Here is a 15517-nt window from a genome sequence, read left to right as displayed (position 1 = left end):
GGTCATCAAGCTCGGCCAGAAGCTCACCGACGATGCAGTGTCGATGTTTATCAAGCTGATGGGTCGGCTGTTCTCGCAAGCCAATAACCGCAAGAAGCAGCGACACATGGACTGCAGGCCGGATACCGCAAAGGCACTGTTCCTCGACACGATCACAGCCCTGCAGTCCGCGGACGACCATGGAAGGAATGCGTTGGAGGTTCTCGACCAGAGAGTCGGCTGGCACAGGCTGCTGCGCATGAAGCCTGAACTCGAATCGATGGTCGAGGGCAACGAGGCATCGCCATTGACGGTGGGCAGCCGAGCAATATGCGACCGTCAACAAATATGCCGGTGCGTTCCTGCAGGCGTTCTCGTTCCAATCCGCGCGGCGTCACGATCCGCTTCTTGCGGCAATTTCGCTGCTGAAACGGCTCTGTGCCGAGAGCCGTCGGGCACTCCCCGAGCGCGTCCCGGTCACCCACCTCAGCCAGGCTGATCGTCGGCTCATCTTCGAACAGGGGCCTGATCGCCGTACCTACGAGATTGCGACGCTCGCGGCTTTGCGAGACCGGCTTCGCTCTGCCGACATTTGGGTCGACGGCAGCCGATCGTTCCGGCCGCTCGACGAGCATCTGATGCCGCGGTCGACATTCACCACAATGAAGGAGGAGGACCGCCTTGGACTGGGCGTTCAAGGTGACGGCGCGCAGTGGCTTGCTGAAGCGCGTCAGATGCTCGACTTCAACCTGAAGCGCCTCGCGCACAGAGCACGGTCCGTAAAACTCGAAGGCGTTCGTCTGGAAGCGGGCACGTTGATCGTGACGCCAACGGCTGGCGAGGTTCCGGCGGCGGCCGAGGAACTGAATGCTGAGATCAGCGATATGTATCCAATGGTTGAGGTGCCAGACCTATTAAGGGAAGTGCACGATTGGACTGGCTTCGCCGATCGCTTCACGCATGTTCGCACCGGAGACGTCCCAAGAAATGTCTCGGCCATGCTGGCCGGCGTGCTGGCCGATGCGACCAATCTCGGTCCGAAGCGAATGGCGAGCGCGTCGAAAGGCATCAGCGCTCACCAGATCGGGTGGATGCGGACATTCCACGCCCGATCAGAGACCTATCGCGCCGCGCAAGCATGTATCACCGATGCGCACACTCGGCATCCGCATTCGCGCCTCTGGGGCAACGGAACCACCTCTTCATCGGATGGCCAATTCTTCCGCGCAAGCGACCGAGCCGCTAAGCGCGGCGACGTCAATCTGCACTACGGCAGCGAGCCGGGTTCGAAGTTCTACAGCCATCTGTCGGATCAGTACGGCTACTTCAGCATTCTGCCCATCAGTCCGACCGAAAGCGAGGCGGCCTACGTGCTCGATGGGCTGTTCGATCAGGACACAATCCTCGACATCCAGGAACACTTCACCGATACGGGCGGTGCGAGTGATCACGTCTTCGGGCTGTTCGCCTTGATCGGCAAACGCTTTGCACCTCGGCTGCGCAACCTCAAGGACCGGAAGTTCCACACGTTCGAGAAAGGCGATGCATATCCGGCATTATCCAACCACATTGGCGCCCCGATCAACACTACCCTGATCCTCGAGCACTGGGATGATCTGCTCCATCTGGCAGCGTCCATCACGACGCGATCTGTGGTGCCGTCCACGATCCTGAAGAAGCTGTCCGCATCACCGAAGGAAAGCCAGCTCGCAAGGGCGCTGCGCGAACTCGGCCGGATCGAGCGATCGTTGTTCATGATCGAATGGTATTCAAGTTCGGCGCTGCGCCGGCGATGCCAGGCCGGCCTCAACAAGGGTGAGGCAGCGCATAAGCTGAAGCGCGCCGTCTTCTTCCACGAGCGCGGAGAGATCCGGGACCGATCGTTCGAAAGCCAGGCCTTCCGCGCCTCCGGCCTCAACCTCGTCGTCAGCGCGATCGTACACTGGAACACGGTCTACATCGAACGGGCCGCCACCCACTTGCGCAACATGCGTCGCGAGATTCCGGATCATCTGCTCAGGCACATCTCGCCGCTGAGCTGGGAGCACGTCAATCTGACCGGCATCTATACCTGGGACAGCGAGCAGCATCTGCCGGAAGGTTTCCGGTCGCTTCGCCTTCCAGTTGGGCTGCGACGGGCCGCATGAGTTCTTGATCCGTTCGACCTTAGCGTGTCGCTGGGAACAGTTCTTGTTCTGCCCCCGATAGGAGCGAAACGACCTGATCCTGCGCATGTAGACCAGCGCCGCGCCAGGGCTCAGGCTGCGGTCGGCGCGCCAGACGCGGTAGATATCCTCGATGGTGGGCGTGGGTTCGGTCTGCATGGGGATCCTATCACCTTGGCCGAACCAGCGTAGCTGGCCGCGATAATGCGGTCAGGCCCCACTTCGTGTTGGCGACAGCCACCTCGTGATGCCGCCCGAGAATCCGCGTCCCACATCACTCCGGGCACCCGGCGCATGGACCAGGCGTCACCGAGCGGTACCCGACCAAAACCCAGGGGAGCGGGAATACAGTTCAGCGCCGATAATGGCAGGGCGCGGCGCAGCTTGGGCAGGATCGGTGTGTCATCTCCGATCGCGGCAGCGCGCTCCAGTACGTCCGGCGCTAACGATGGTGTCACCCATTTGACGGCCGTCATCGACCGGCGCACCGCTATGACCCGCCGCCGAAGCCAGCGCATCGCTCCCGGCAGGTCGACCTCCGGTCCGCGGAGCACATCCGCGGCTACTTCCATGCTTCTTGTCGATGCCGTCACCGCGACGGCGCGCTCGATCGTTGCAAGCAGCCCAGGGAGGCGGGCAGCGAGGAAATCCGGCAATAGGCTGAACGTCATCCGCCCTTGCGGGCAATACCAGCGAGCGACGCGCACGCCGGGGCTGGTCAGCCGCGTATAGCTGCCGTGACGTCGAAGCGAACAGCCGCCGTGCGGGTGAAGCGGGCAGCACGGCAGACACGCGCGGCGCCACTCCTTGGCGGCGATATAATCCTCCATCGTCGACGATGTACGTAGCGGTATCTGCAAGCCCATCCCCTCGCTCGCCAGCAACGATCTTGCAGCTTTTATCCGGATACTGGCACCCCTGAACCTCTTTCAAATGCAGCATGCACCGCCAAAAACTCCAGATAAAACTTCGCCCTGGATAATGGCTCCAGCAGAGCGCCTCCGTCACCGGTCCGGGCTTCCGGCCCGGGAGGTAAAGCCGGTTGTAGCCGGCATAGGCATCGGCCTGCAGGATGCCGGCGAACTGCTTCAGGTGCCGCTCAGGATGATCGCCTGACCGGTCGCGGGATGCGTAGAACAGGGCTGCCGGTGGTGATGTCCCGCCGAAGGGCCGGTCGTCGCGGACATAGACCCAGGCTCGGCCGATGTCGGTCTTGCCTTTTGCCAGGATCGGCACCGTGGTGTCGTCGCCGTGAAGCCGCTCTGCTTTCAGCACATGGTCCTCGATCAGTGCATGCAGCGGCCGCAGCACCGCCGCGCACGCACCGACCTGATCGGCCAGCGTCGACAGGCTCAGCTCGACGCCTTCGCGGGCATAACGCTCACTCTGTCGGTTCAGCGGCTGGTGCTGGCCGAACTTCTCGAACAGCACCATGGCAAGCAGGTTCGGGCCGGCAAAGCCGCGCGGCGTGACGTGGAACGGCGCCGGTGGCTGCGTGATCGCCTCGCACTGCCGGCACGAGAACTTCTCTCGCACTGTCTGGATCACCTTCCACTGGCGCGGGATCACCTCCAGCGTCTCGATGACGTCCTCGCCCAGCTTCCACAGCCTCATCGAACCGCAGCAGGGACAGCTCTCGGGCACGACGATCACGACGCGCTCACGCGGCAGATGCTCAGGAAAGGGCTTGCGCGACGGGCGCCGGCGCTCGAACGAGCGAACCGTCTGTGTCTGGGAGCCCGCCTTATCGGCAGCGATCTCGTCCTCCGATGCGTCCGCCTCCAGATCCTCGAGCTGAAGCTCCATCTGCTCGAGCAGTCTGGCCTTGCGCTCCGATCGGCTACCGTAGAGCTCCGCCTGAGCTTCTCGATCTCCAGCTTTAGTCGTGCAATCAACGCCTCCGTCCCGGAACTGACCGCCGCCGCGCGGGCGGCAAGCGCTTCGGCCTCGACGCGCGCGGCTCGCTCCGCGAGGATCATCGCGTGGGCGGCGGCAAGATCGGAAGGGAGCGATTCAGCAGCAGACACCAAGCAATGGAATCATATCCACCACCATGTGCAAGGCCAAAATCGTCAGCCGGTCGCCGTCGGCCGCCAGGTCCTCTGCGGCATGCGCCAATCAATGCCTTCGAGCAGATAGCCGAGTTGGGCCGGCGTGATCGTTACTACGCCGTCGGCCGGCGATGGCCAGATGAAGCGGCCGCGCTCGAGCTTCTTCGAGAACAGGCAGGCGCCCTGGCCATCGTGCCACAGAACCTTGATCAGATCGCCGCGACGCCCGCGGAAGACGAACAGATGACCATTGTGCGGATCACGCTTTAGCGTCTCCTGCACCACCAGCGCCAGGCCCGGAAAGCCCTTCCTCATGTCAGTGTGGCCGGTCGCCAGCCACACCCGCACGCCGCTCGGAACCGGGATCATCGGGACCTAAGCGCGTCCAGAACGCGCCGCAGCGCCTCGGCATCTACGTCGCGATCGACGCGGACGCGGCGCCCGCCGCCAAGCTCGATCTCGATGATACCGCTCTTGCCGCGACGTCGGCCGGGAGATGCTGATGGCGCCTCAACGGCGGGCGGCATGGCAACCGCAGGAACAATCTCGACCGGGACCAATTGCGATGAACCCGCATCCACCCGATCACACAGGTCCTTGCGCCATCGAAAGAGCTGGCTGACGTGAATGCCCGCCGATCGCGCCACTTCCGACACTGACACGCCAGGCTCAAGCGAGGCCGCGACCAGGCGCTCCTTCTCCTCACGCGACCACCGCCGGCGTCTCTCCACCGACGTGATCACCTCCACCCGCGGCATCGTCATAGGGCTACTCCTAGGATTATCCCTAGGACTTCCGACGTTCGCCCTTAGCCCGCAAGGCGGCCGCCACCGGAGGGATACGAAGAAGATTACCACAGTCGGGCTCGATCTTGCCAAATCCGGTTTTCAGGTTCATGGCATAGCCGAAGAGGGAGACGTGATCGTACGTCGCGCACTGCGTCGATCGCAGGTGCTGGACTTCTTTCGCACACTGCAGCCTTGCCTCGTAGGGATGCAAGCCTGTGGCAGCGCGCATTATTGGGCTCGGGAAATTCAGGCTCTGGGGCATACGGTTCGGATGACGCCACCCGCATACGTGAAGGCCTACGTGAAGCGCAACAAAACTGACGCCGCAGACGCCGAAGCTATTTGCGAGGCAGTCACCCGGCCGACCATGCGCTACGTGCCGGCAAAAACGCAGGATGAGCAGGCTGCCGGAATGGTGCTCAAAACACGAGATTTGCTCATCCGTCAGCGCACTCAAGCAATCAATGCCCTGAGAGCTCACCTCACCGCCGCGTGAGGCTCGGTCGTTCCCCGAATTCTATTGCCAGACGACAATTTTGCTACGGAACCCTTTGACGAGAACGGTCACCAGAGCCTATAGGCTTTTAAGCCGCCCTGCCTGATCCAGTACCGACTGTTCGGATTGTTCACGTCATTGCGCTCGATGGCGGTGTGAGCAAACATGCCTGCGTCGATGTCACGCTTTGCGGCTCTATGTTTGATGACGTCCTGCGTGCCCGGATCGGTCACGTCATTGCGCTGGATGGCGGTAGGGGCAACCATTCCTGCGTCGACGTCGCGCTTAGCGGCAAGCTCTTTAATCTGGTTCTGCTTGTGCGGATTGGTCAAGCTATTGCGCTCGATAACAGTATGAGCAACCATGCCTGCGTCGATGTCGCGCTTAGCGGCAAGCTCTTTGATCTGGTTCTGCTTGTGCGGATTGGTCACGCTATTGCGCTCGATGGCGGTATGAGCAACCATGCCTGCGCCGATGTCGCGCTCCGCAGCTCGCAATTTGATATAGTCCTGCAAGTCCAGATCGTCCACGTTGTTTCGCTCGATGACGGTAAGAGCAACCATGTCGGGATTAGCCTTAAGGTCGCGCTCCGCAATCAACTGTTTGATCTTGTTCCGCAGCCCCGGATTGTCGACGTCATTGCGCTCGATGGCGGTACGAGCAACCATGCCTGCGTTGATGTCGCGATTAGCGGCCAGCTGTTTGATCTGGTTCTGCGTGCCCGGGTCGGTCACGCCATTGCGCTCGATGGCGGTACGGGCAACCATGTCGGGATTGGCCCTGATGTCGCGCTTCGCGGCTTGCCCTTTGATGATGTCCTGCGTGTACGGATTGGTCAGGCCATGATAGGTGATGATGTCATTTGCTGTTCTAGTCGCAGCTCGATTACCCGCGTCGGTCTTGGCATTTGCGAAACGAGCGGGTAGTGTTTCCCGCTCAAGCTTTGTGAATTCAGACTGAATTGCCGGATCGCTCTCAATAACTGCTCGGAACCCTAGATTGGTGCTGAGCAACGCGTTGATTTCATAAAAAGCTGCGGCCCGGTCGGCATAATCGGCTACCCGCGTGAATGCCTCTGTCAGCTTGATGATGTCCTGGGTGACCGGATTGGTCAGGCCATGAAAGATGATGATGTCATCTGCAGTTCTAGTCGCAGCTGGATTACCCGCCTCGATCCTGGCATTTTCGGCACGAGCGACTCGTGTTTCCTGCTCAAGCGCTCTGAATTCAGACCGAATTGTCGGATCGCTCTCGATAACTGCTCGGAACGTCCGATTGGTGCTGCGCACTGCATTGATGTCATAGAAACCTGCGACCGGGTCGTCATGATTGGCAACCCGCCTGAATACCTCTGTCAGCATGGCATTTGGCAGATTGTCGATCATCGAAGTCTCCTTATGTGGCTCGATCAGCGGTCATCTGTTTAAAGAAGTTAATGCACTAGCCGATAGAATAAACATCTGGTGGCCTGTCGCAAAACTATGTTCATTCGGCATTATCATATCTCGACTTGTGACTGCCCCCACAGCACAATGAATACTCGTACAGAAGCTTACATTCTTGCAGTTTCTGGTTGACTTAGTGACCCACTGCTGCGCTGCGCAGGCAGCCCACGTCGAAAAGGATTTCGCCGACCGACTTGGCACGCAGTGAACCATCGTGTTCTCACTGCCAATGTTGTTCAATAGAGTTTCGAGCGCAAATACAAAAGTGATATGCGTCCATACTTTCTGAATATGCGCACTGAACGTGAGTGCATATTCGCCCTCCGCATCTCAGATGATCCAATCCCATCATGCAGGCCGATGTATATCATCCAAATAATATTGGTCGTTCTGTTCCATTTTGGTATTGGGTCAGCGGCGCGGACGGTGCGGTCATATGTCCGGCCTGTTTTCTGGCCTTTCAGCCATGGCCACGATGAGATCCGCGGAGCAAATCGCCTAATCAGCTTCTCGCGCTGTAACGCGCTTGCGATTTTGCGGTCTGATTTGCTTCGGGATGTCGTCCCGTTGGGTCATCACAAGCGTCGCTCCAGCGACAAGCAGCGTTCGCAGTTGCTGGTTTCCGCGCTTTGAGATCGAACCTATCCGTTCTTTTCCTCCGCTGGAATGCGCGCGTGGAGTCAACCCAATCCAGGCAGCGAAATCTCGACCGGTTCGGAAGCCAGCGGGATCCGGTACAACTGCTCGAACGGTCGCGGCAATGATCGGCCCCACGCCGGGAATCGCCGTCAGGCGTCGAGCGCTGTCGTCTTTTCTCACCGCTTCAAGGATTATTCGATCGAGCCTTTCAATGCGTGCCCACGGTCTCGATTTGCTCGACGAGCTCTTCCAAAGCCATTCGTGCTGCACCCGGCAATCTCAGGTCACTGTCGTCGCGCACTATGGCGGCAAGACTGACGATTCCGACCAGACCGGTCGCCCTGACAATGCCCAGTTCGGCAATGATCTCGAATTGCTCGGCGATGGGCGGATTTGGATTGGAGGCGTACTCGCCTGTCGTTTCGCATCATGTGGATCGATCTCGCCCAGCGTGGCGATAGCGCTTGATTAGAAACCGAGTACAGGCCGCACACGACACTTGACGCGCCGGTGATACTCCTCGCTGCGGTTGTTGAGATACTGGCTCTTCGGATGCGGATCGGCTTGATCTGCCGCCGCGACCGATCCCGCAGCGGCTTTCCGCGTCACAGGAAAGGATCGCCTCGGATTTGTCTGGCTACTGTCGATGACGATGCGCTCGGGACGGCGGTGACGCTGCAATGCCTTGCACTGGAAGCGTTTGGCCGGCCGATGACGATGCTCGCTAAGCCAGAACTCGATGGTGTCGCCGACGCTGTCGATGGCCGCGATAGAGATACATACAGCGACCGCGAACTTTGCTATAGGTTTCCTCGATATGCCCATCTCGCCGACGGCACGCTTGCGCCGATAAAGCGTACAGCAGCAAGGGCGAGAAGTGAAGGACCTAGCGGTGGAGCGTCGAATGATCGATACTGATGCCGCGCTCGGCCATCATTTTTCTTCAAATCTCGAAGGCTCAAGCCATAGGCCAGATACCAGCGAACGCAAAGCAGAATGTCGAAATGGCGGCCCTTGAACATCTGAACTCTCCGGCGAAACACCAGAGGCCATGCCATGCGCCTGGTAACCGAAGACTTTGTAACACACCCGGCAATTACGGTCCGGCAGCGGAAACAACGAAACAACGCAACTGTGATCATCCGTGAGCGCGATACCCAGAATTCTGGCCCTGGGTTGGGCGACCGTTTCGATTTCGTTCGCATGCCCGCCCATAGCGATAGCGTCGCGAACAGCAGATGAACCACACAAATTGAGGAAGCGCTAAATTAAGTGCCAAATGACACACGGTCCGCACCGCTCGTCGGCGGCAGGACCCAATTTCTATCCATTGCGCGCTTCCTCGCGGCGTTCAACTCGGCTGTGCGCTTCTTCGCGGCGTCCAACTCGGCTGTGCTGTTCAGCGCGGGGTCCAACTCGTCGGCGGTTGGGTACCGGGGCATTTGCGCCTCGTTGATCCAGCCGAAGCCGAGATATCGGAAGTGGTCCGCCGGCATCGTGACTCGGCTTTTGTCCAATTCCCGAACGAAGTCCGCCGACCAATCATGGATCGTATATGCTTCAATTTTATCCATCATTGGCCGCCAGCGTTGGATGCGCTCTTCGCGCGACATGTTGGCCGCTCTTGAAATCGCGGTCGCGATCTCATCGGGGCGGTTCGGATCCACCAGCAGCGCTTCGTTGTGATTGAAGTCTTCGGCCGCACCCGCAAACTTCGACAGCACCAAAACGCCGGGATTTCCCGGATCTTGCGCAGCGACATATTCTTTCGCTACCAGATTCATGCCGTCACGCAGGGGCGTTACCACGCAAATATGCGCGGCGCGATAGAGACCTGCCAACTGAGCCTGGCTGAAAGCATCATTCTCGTAGAGGATCGGCCGCCACTCGTCCGTGCCATGCTCGTCATTGACGCGTTTGACCAGGCTCTCAACGTTGTGCTTATAACTTTTATACGCTTCGATTTCCGTGCGGGAGGGGTTGGCGATCTGCAGGAGCACGATGCTGCGCGGCTCGGTTGCCAAGACCTGATCGAAGGCTTCGACCCGGGCTTCGATACCCTTCGTGTAGTCGAGCCGGTCGACCCCGATTGCAAGCTTCGCGCCGTTGAGTTTCTTCTGCAAGGACGAGATATAGGGGTCCTGTTTCGTAAGTGACTCGGAAGCATGCTGTGCGAACTGCTTCGGATCGATACCGATCGGAAATTTTTGACATCGCGTTCGGCCGCGCTCTGAGGTCACAACGCCATCCTTGCTTTCCAGCCCCAGATGGGAACGCAGATACGCAAGGAAATTATCCAAGTCCCAGTTGGTCTGAAACCCGAGTAGATCGTACCCGAGCATCGATTTCACGAGTTCGCGATGATTAGGCACCCGCTCCATAATGTCAGGCGTCGGCCATGGCGTATGTAGGAAGAAGCCGATCGGCCAGTCGATGCCGAGCTTATGCACATCAACGCCGAGCAGGAGGAAATGATAATCATGAACCCAGACCGCGTCCGAATCCCTCAAGTCGAATAGCGCGCGCGCGTCGAATAGCGCGCGCGCCATGAAGGCGTTGATCTCGCGATAGCTTTCAAAATGCTCTTCCGAGCCCTGGATCCGGTCGGGCTGCGAGTGCAACGCCGGCCACAGCGTCGAGTTCGCAAAACCCTGGTAGTAACCAGGATAGTGCGCGGCCGGCAGATCGAGCTTCGCCACATGGCCTTCGCCATGCTGCGCGAGGTCCAAGGAGCGCTCATTATTATCGCCTAAGTTGCCCGAGGACCCCATCCAGACGGCGCCGGAACGTTCCACGAGGGGCTCGAGAGCCGCGGCTAGCCCGCCCGTCTTGGGTTGATCGGGGTCAAAAGTCGAAACGCGGTTCGAAATGACGACAAGCTTTGGTCGCTGGGTTGCCTCACCGATATGGTTCTCTTGCTGGGCAGAGCCAGGGCTATGGAAAGGATCTGCATGGGATTCTCGCGCACAATGCTGTGCTGCCTCGCGCAGATGCTGGTCAAAGGCTGCGTGTTGCGTGGCTGAGGCTGCCGCGTGAACAGTGTTATTTATTCTAAGCATCTTCCATGTCCGTCGTAAGCGCCTTGCCGATCTCTTGTGCGTCTTGGCTCTTGACCCCGCCCGCCCTGCATAGTTCAGCGCAATCCGCGCCGGTCTGGAAGGGCCTCAACAAAAGTACTGCTTGCAAGCGCCAGGCGAGAGAAGTTGGGAAGCGTCAAGATCCTCCGATCTAGCCGGATGTTTAGTTGATTTTCTGGGAAACTCCCTTCAGGGCATCGTAAAGTAATTTGATGATATCCGATTCTAAACTTACACGCAGGTTCCATTGCTGTGCGAGGGATTGAAGTCGAACAAGATCGGCCGGGTTGTCCGCATCCATGGATGCCATGAAACTGTTCAGACTTCGTTCTGCTTCAGCGGTTTCATTACCGAGGGCAAAATTGATGCTTTTAACGGAAAGGTTATTGGCAGAAATAGGCGACATGATTATCTCCAAGATAGTGGTATCTCTTTATCGTGATACATCATCCATATTGCATTGATCACTTCTGTAGCTGCGCCTATCGCATCAGTTATGGCAGCCAAAACTTCGAATTCCTGCCTCGAAACGCCAGCATCCATTTCACGTTTGACCGATTGCCGGCAGGTGTCGAATTCCCTTTCCAGGGCGGATTTCTTCGCACCGTCAAAATCCCTTAGCAGCTGTCTCTGTAACTCAAACATGGCTATGACTTCGCTCACCCTCTTTCCTCCTCCACCATCCAACTCGGCCTGCTCTTATAAGGAACATGCATCTCATCTCCGCCGATGCGCACTGAAATTCCGCCTCGGTCTATAGCAACGATCTGGCCCAAGCTCTCGAGCTTGTCGCCTATCTTCAGGCGCGTTCCATTCTCAACGACGATGAACGGCGTTCGGCCTAGGTGTACACCTCTAAGCGCCGGCAATATGATCGGCGTGAACTGCGTCTCGAGCCGGATGTAGGGTGCGAACTTCTCCCGAAAGCGAGAAGCGACCTTCTGCCACTCTTCAAAAGCAAGCGGAGTCAGAGCCCCCGAAACGAGCACACCGTCTGCCTTCGTCAAGATGTCGATGGAGCGCCGCAGTTGGGCCGTCATCGCGGTCTCTAAAAAAACGCGAGCGCCGTCGAGTGTCACGATCGCGTTTTCAACTTCCGTTAGCCCCGGGATGTCCTGCCGCAGCCGATGAAGCGCTGCTTCGACCTTCGCATCGCTTGGTCCATATCCTGTTATCGCTATCTCCCCGCCGCCGATTAAGCGGACGCTACCCTCGATCCCGAAGCCGCCTATGACTGTCGATACGAGATCGATGAGCTGCGAATCCGATGGAGTGGTCGGTGGTTTGGATATCGCTTCCGCCTCAAGGCCGGCGTTGTTCAGGGCGACGTGTAGTTCAGCATCGTCTCCAGGTCGGAAATTTCCTTCGATGACCAGCTTGTCATCAACCCGGGCAATCTTGACGTTTTGAGCGACATTTAATTCGCGAATGATTTGTCGCACGATCCTCATAGGGTCAATGGCTGGAGACACTTGTGAGGCGGACGGGGAAACTCGCCATATGGCGGCCCAAAACACGGCGACGGGCATGATCAGGAGAGTGCAAGCTAGTGCCCCGAGCCGTAGTCGACGAGGCGTCGAGCCTACTATGACATGTATCAGTCGGCCGATCATGGCCGCCGCCGGTTCGGGAGGGGCTAGCGGCCCGAAAGTGTCCGACTCCCGGTCTATGGAGTCCGCCTCGGGGAAGCTGCTCCCGGCCGGCCCGATCTCGAAGATCGTCCGCCCCACCTTTACCGGTGTTAGCGGATCGAGCACCGTCAAGCTACCTACCGGGAGGTCTTTGGTCCCGATGCGAACCCCCGGTGCGAGGGCAATGATATGGATGTGTCCCGCCTCGACGGTAATGCGAAGATGTGTGGCAGCCAGTTCCGGATCAGCGAAGGTGAGGTCGTCGGTATCGCTAGCACCGATCAGCCACATTCCTTCTTCGAGCGGGGTCTCTGCACCCCGGTTGGGACCGGACAGCACGCGCAGGCTCAGCTTGGCATCATCGCTAGCCAGACCAACATATTCCATGTAGGCACCTCTCACGACAGCGATATCCTTGCCAGTGGCTGTACGGAGATATCCGGGGTAAGTTCCTGATAGGAGAGCACGGGTAGCCCGTAGAAATCGACTTCGATGATCTTGCGCAAGTATCGGCGGACGTCGATAGAGGTGAGTAGCACAGGCTTGTGCGTTTGCTGGCCGACATTGCCGATCGTATCGCGCACCTTATTGATGATTTGCCGCGTGATGCCAGGGTCGAGGGCTAGATAACTGCCGGCGGAAGTCTGCCGAATGGCATTACGCAGCGTGTCTTCCACTTCCGGCGTAAGAATGTAGGCAGGCAACAGGGTCCTGCCGACAGAATGCCGGAAACAGATTTGCCTTTTCAATGCACAGCGCACATGCTCAGTGAGTAGAACTGTGTCTTTCTCCTTGGGTCCCCATTCGACCAGCGCGGTGAGGATAGCGCGCATGTTGCGCAGCGAGACCTCCTCGGAAACCAATCGCTTCAAGATCTCAGAAATCGTCTGCAGAGGAACGGTCCGCAACACCTCTTTTACGAGTTCGGGAAAAGATCCTTCCACTTGATTCAGCAGATTTTTTGTTTCCTGGATTCCAATAAACTCAGCTGCTTGCCGGCGCAGGACATGACCAATGTGGTAGCTGAGGATCTGAACCGGTTCAAAAAATGGGATATTGGCGGCTTGCAACGACTCGCGATAAGTGATGCCCACCCAGGTGGTCTCGATCTGAGGCAGGAATGGCTTGTCGAGAATATACGGAATGCCCACAAGCTCGAGGTTCTCGGGGATATCACGAGCCAGAAGGTGCTGCGCCCGTAATGATCCTTCCCCACATGGAACTTCATTTACCATGATTGTGTACGCGCCATCCGTATTGCTGTCGCTGACACGCAGATTAATGCCTGGAAAGGGAACGCCGAGATCGAGAAGGAGCGCCTGCCGCACAGCGTCCAACTCCTTGTTCAGCCAGTCTGGCCGGACGATGCTCTGAAAGTCTCGACCAATGTCGAGCATCAGAGGAACCGTGAGCGTGAGGGCATGGCCGACTTCGCCGCTCCTTTCAGCCGGCCCGTCCGAAGCCCTCACGGGCGCCATGACGCCCGAGACGGAGTAAGGACTCGACTGGACTGAAAGCGGCCGCCTGCGCTGCAACAACCAGCCACCGCCTCCAGCGAATGCTGCCAAGATCACGAAAATCGCCGAAGGAAAGCCAGGCACCAAAGAGAACAGAATTAGGATGAAGGATCCTGCGATCAGGGCACGTGGCTGGGCTGTGACTTCGTCTCCAATCTCACTGCCGAGATCTGAGCCCTTATCCTTATCGCTTATCCTCGTGACGATGAAGCCTGCCGTGATTGAGGTGAAGAGAGCCGGGATCTGACCGACGAGCCCGTCGCCGATGGTCAGGATGGTGTAAATCTCGAGCGCTTTGTACAAGTCCATGCCCTTTTGGAGGGCACCAATCGCAATGCCGCCTGTGATGTTGACGAAAATGCTGATCAAGCCTGCGATTGCGTCACCTTTGATGAACTTCATTGCGCCGTCCATCGCGGCATACAATTGGCTCTCACGCTCGATGGCCATGCGGCGCCGACGGGCTTCCTGAATATCGATGCCGCCGGCACGCAGGTCGCCGTCAATACTGATTTGCTTGCCCGGCATCGCATCCAGCGAGAAGCGTGCGGCGACTTCAGCCACGCGCTCGGACCCCTTCGTGATGACCACGAACTGCACGATTGTGATAATCAAGAAAGTAACCGCGCCCACAACGAGATTCCCAGCTACCACGAAATCGCCGAAAGTTTTTATGATCTGGCCGGCGTCTGCGTGCAGTAAGATCATGCGTGTCGCGGCGATGCCGAGGGACAACCGAAAGAGCGTCATCAGCAAAAGCACAGACGGAAAGGAGACGAACGCGAGGGGTGACTTAATATAGACTGCCACCATCAGCAGGAGCGCGGAAATCCCAAGATTGATGGCCTGCAGAACATCCATAAGGACCGCCGGCAGCGGAAGGATCATCATAAAGATGATCGCAACCAATAGACCCGCCAAAATAATGTCGTTCCGGCCGGTCGCGATTGCCAGGACCTTGTTGAGAAAATTCACGCTGTACTTCCCCGCGGTGCACCCGGCACGGCCGCCTGTGTCAGAAGTATTGTGACCATTCGCTGACAGGCTCTCGCCTCGGAACTGAGACCGAGTTTCCAATAAGCCTTGACCCGCACCTGCAATATCCGGAATCGCTCCTCATCATTCAGCGCGTGCAGAAGAAGCCGACCAGCCTCGGCAGCGGCCTCTTCGCAGTCGCCCGCTCGCAGCAATGCCAGGCAGCGTGCATGTCGTGCCCAACCCCATGCGGAGTCGAGATGCTCGAGGGCGAGCAGGAGCTTGGCTGCATCGTGAAGAAAGCCAAACTTAAGGTAGAGATAGGCTAGCACCGATAGCGCATCGCGCTTGTCGGGACTGATAAACGGTTTCGTCATCAGGTTTATCCTCGCATCAAAGCACGGCAGGCGTTTTCAAAAAAGAAACGGTCGCATTGCGCCCGATCGAGCACCGAGAGCGCGTCGCACAGCACCGCACGATCTGGGTCTCCCGTTTGGGCAGCCAGATGGGCCAGCGATGTGTGTGCGGCCTTAAGCGTCGCGGCGTACGTCGGAGCCTTGAGGACTGCAGGATTTGCGATCGGAGGCGCGAAGGCGGCCATCATAAGGTCATCGACGGTGGGAGCGTCGTATAGCACATCGAATTGCAAAGCCGACCGAGCATGGGCAACGAGGCGTGTTCGCCGCAGTTCCGTCGATCCAGAGACGGTTGGAGCAGAACAATTCAAGCTGCCGGAATCGATGCGAATCATAGG

General features: G+C 58.5%; 13 protein-coding genes and 3 pseudogenes. 3 read left to right on the top strand and 13 right to left on the bottom strand.

Going from position 1 to position 15517, the window contains the following annotated elements; translation table 11 throughout:
* Positions 1 to 2126: pseudogene (locus AC0L2U_RS30710) on the top strand (Tn3 family transposase); the annotation flags it as partial.
* Positions 2127 to 3125: 999 nt separating this feature from the next.
* Here AC0L2U_RS30710 and tnpC read toward each other — a convergent pair.
* From tnpC to tnpA, 3 genes and pseudogenes are all read right to left on the bottom strand, one after another.
* A pseudogene (tnpC, locus tag AC0L2U_RS30705) lies at positions 3126 to 4123 on the bottom strand (IS66 family transposase); the annotation flags it as partial.
* A gap of 93 nt (positions 4124 to 4216) precedes the next feature.
* Entirely contained in the window at positions 4217 to 4564 is a 348-nt protein-coding gene (gene tnpB, locus AC0L2U_RS30700) for an IS66 family insertion sequence element accessory protein TnpB (RefSeq protein ID WP_140662292.1), read from the bottom strand.
* Positions 4561 to 4959 carry an IS66-like element accessory protein TnpA gene (gene tnpA, locus AC0L2U_RS30695; RefSeq protein WP_473603158.1) on the bottom strand — a complete coding sequence of 133 codons (399 nt, stop codon included), beginning with the start codon at positions 4957 to 4959 and terminating at the stop codon, positions 4561 to 4563. Before tnpA ends, tnpB begins: the two co-directional genes overlap by 4 nt.
* Before the next feature lie 85 nt (positions 4960 to 5044).
* Between tnpA and AC0L2U_RS30690 the strand changes: the two are divergent.
* Positions 5045 to 5467, top strand: a pseudogene (locus AC0L2U_RS30690) (IS110 family RNA-guided transposase); the annotation flags it as partial.
* Positions 5468 to 5547: 80 nt separating this feature from the next.
* Here AC0L2U_RS30690 and AC0L2U_RS30685 read toward each other — a convergent pair.
* Both AC0L2U_RS30685 and AC0L2U_RS30680 read right to left on the bottom strand, forming a co-directional pair.
* A complete protein-coding gene (locus tag AC0L2U_RS30685) occupies positions 5548 to 6864 on the bottom strand; it encodes a hypothetical protein (RefSeq protein ID WP_473603157.1) in 1317 nt (438 codons plus the stop codon).
* A gap of 558 nt (positions 6865 to 7422) precedes the next feature.
* Positions 7423 to 7698 (bottom strand): transposase, encoded by a 276-nt coding sequence (locus tag AC0L2U_RS30680; RefSeq protein WP_473603159.1) that lies wholly within the window; start codon positions 7696 to 7698, stop codon positions 7423 to 7425.
* Here AC0L2U_RS30680 and AC0L2U_RS30675 point away from each other — a divergent pair.
* A complete protein-coding gene (locus AC0L2U_RS30675) occupies positions 7685 to 8035 on the top strand; it encodes a hypothetical protein (RefSeq protein WP_473603161.1) in 351 nt (116 codons plus the stop codon). The genes AC0L2U_RS30680 and AC0L2U_RS30675 overlap by 14 nt on opposite strands.
* On the opposite strand, the gene AC0L2U_RS30670 is transcribed toward AC0L2U_RS30675, so the two are convergent.
* From AC0L2U_RS30670 to sctX, 8 genes are all read right to left on the bottom strand, one after another.
* Positions 8032 to 8388 (bottom strand): DDE-type integrase/transposase/recombinase, encoded by a 357-nt coding sequence (locus AC0L2U_RS30670; RefSeq protein WP_473603156.1) that lies wholly within the window; start codon positions 8386 to 8388, stop codon positions 8032 to 8034. The two genes, AC0L2U_RS30675 and AC0L2U_RS30670, sit on opposite strands and share 4 nt — an antisense overlap.
* A gap of 443 nt (positions 8389 to 8831) precedes the next feature.
* Positions 8832 to 10622, bottom strand: a complete 1791-nt coding sequence (locus AC0L2U_RS30665; RefSeq protein WP_473603155.1) for an alpha,alpha-trehalose-phosphate synthase (UDP-forming) — start codon at positions 10620 to 10622, stop codon at positions 8832 to 8834.
* Between the two features lie 181 nt (positions 10623 to 10803).
* The gene (locus AC0L2U_RS30660; protein ID WP_473603154.1) at positions 10804 to 11046 is read right to left on the bottom strand and encodes an EscF/YscF/HrpA family type III secretion system needle major subunit; all 243 of its coding nucleotides are present in this window, start codon (positions 11044 to 11046) and stop codon (positions 10804 to 10806) included.
* Between the two features lie 2 nt (positions 11047 to 11048).
* A complete protein-coding gene (locus AC0L2U_RS30655) occupies positions 11049 to 11303 on the bottom strand; it encodes an EscE/YscE/SsaE family type III secretion system needle protein co-chaperone (RefSeq protein ID WP_473564540.1) in 255 nt (84 codons plus the stop codon).
* Positions 11300 to 12658, bottom strand: coding sequence for a type III secretion system inner membrane ring subunit SctD (gene sctD / locus AC0L2U_RS30650; RefSeq protein WP_473603153.1), 1359 nt, complete (start codon positions 12656 to 12658; stop codon positions 11300 to 11302). The genes AC0L2U_RS30655 and sctD overlap by 4 nt, the downstream gene beginning before the upstream one ends.
* A gap of 11 nt (positions 12659 to 12669) precedes the next feature.
* The gene (sctV, locus tag AC0L2U_RS30645) at positions 12670 to 14763 is read right to left on the bottom strand and encodes a type III secretion system export apparatus subunit SctV (RefSeq protein WP_473603152.1); all 2094 of its coding nucleotides are present in this window, start codon (positions 14761 to 14763) and stop codon (positions 12670 to 12672) included.
* Positions 14760 to 15140 carry a hypothetical protein gene (locus AC0L2U_RS30640; RefSeq protein WP_473603151.1) on the bottom strand — a complete coding sequence of 127 codons (381 nt, stop codon included), beginning with the start codon at positions 15138 to 15140 and terminating at the stop codon, positions 14760 to 14762. The genes sctV and AC0L2U_RS30640 overlap by 4 nt, the downstream gene beginning before the upstream one ends.
* A gap of 5 nt (positions 15141 to 15145) precedes the next feature.
* The gene (gene sctX / locus AC0L2U_RS30635; RefSeq protein ID WP_473603150.1) at positions 15146 to 15514 is read right to left on the bottom strand and encodes a type III secretion apparatus assembly protein SctX; all 369 of its coding nucleotides are present in this window, start codon (positions 15512 to 15514) and stop codon (positions 15146 to 15148) included.
* Positions 15515 to 15517: the final 3 nt, after the last annotated feature.

It is taken from the genome of Mesorhizobium sp. WSM4808 (assembly GCF_055811675.1).
This window is presented reverse-complemented; position numbering and strand designations above follow the sequence as displayed.

Bases quoted from the DNA above. Each gene is read 5' to 3' on its own strand.
- AC0L2U_RS30640 (WP_473603151.1), bottom strand. From the start codon at position 15,140: ATGACGAAACCGTTTATCAGTCCCGACAAGCGCGATGCGCTATCGGTG.
- AC0L2U_RS30675 (WP_473603161.1), top strand. From the start codon at position 7,685: ATGATCGGCCCCACGCCGGGAATCGCCGTCAGGCGTCGAGCGCTGTCG.
- tnpA (WP_473603158.1), bottom strand. From the start codon at position 4,959: ATGACGATGCCGCGGGTGGAGGTGATCACGTCGGTGGAGAGACGCCGG.
- sctX (WP_473603150.1), bottom strand. From the start codon at position 15,514: ATGATTCGCATCGATTCCGGCAGCTTGAATTGTTCTGCTCCAACCGTC.
- AC0L2U_RS30665 (WP_473603155.1), bottom strand. From the start codon at position 10,622: ATGCTTAGAATAAATAACACTGTTCACGCGGCAGCCTCAGCCACGCAA.
- AC0L2U_RS30670 (WP_473603156.1), bottom strand. From the start codon at position 8,388: ATGGGCATATCGAGGAAACCTATAGCAAAGTTCGCGGTCGCTGTATGT.
- sctD (WP_473603153.1), bottom strand. From the start codon at position 12,658: ATGGAATATGTTGGTCTGGCTAGCGATGATGCCAAGCTGAGCCTGCGC.
- AC0L2U_RS30660 (WP_473603154.1), bottom strand. From the start codon at position 11,046: ATGTCGCCTATTTCTGCCAATAACCTTTCCGTTAAAAGCATCAATTTT.
- tnpB (WP_140662292.1), bottom strand. From the start codon at position 4,564: ATGATCCCGGTTCCGAGCGGCGTGCGGGTGTGGCTGGCGACCGGCCAC.
- AC0L2U_RS30685 (WP_473603157.1), bottom strand. From the start codon at position 6,864: ATGATCGACAATCTGCCAAATGCCATGCTGACAGAGGTATTCAGGCGG.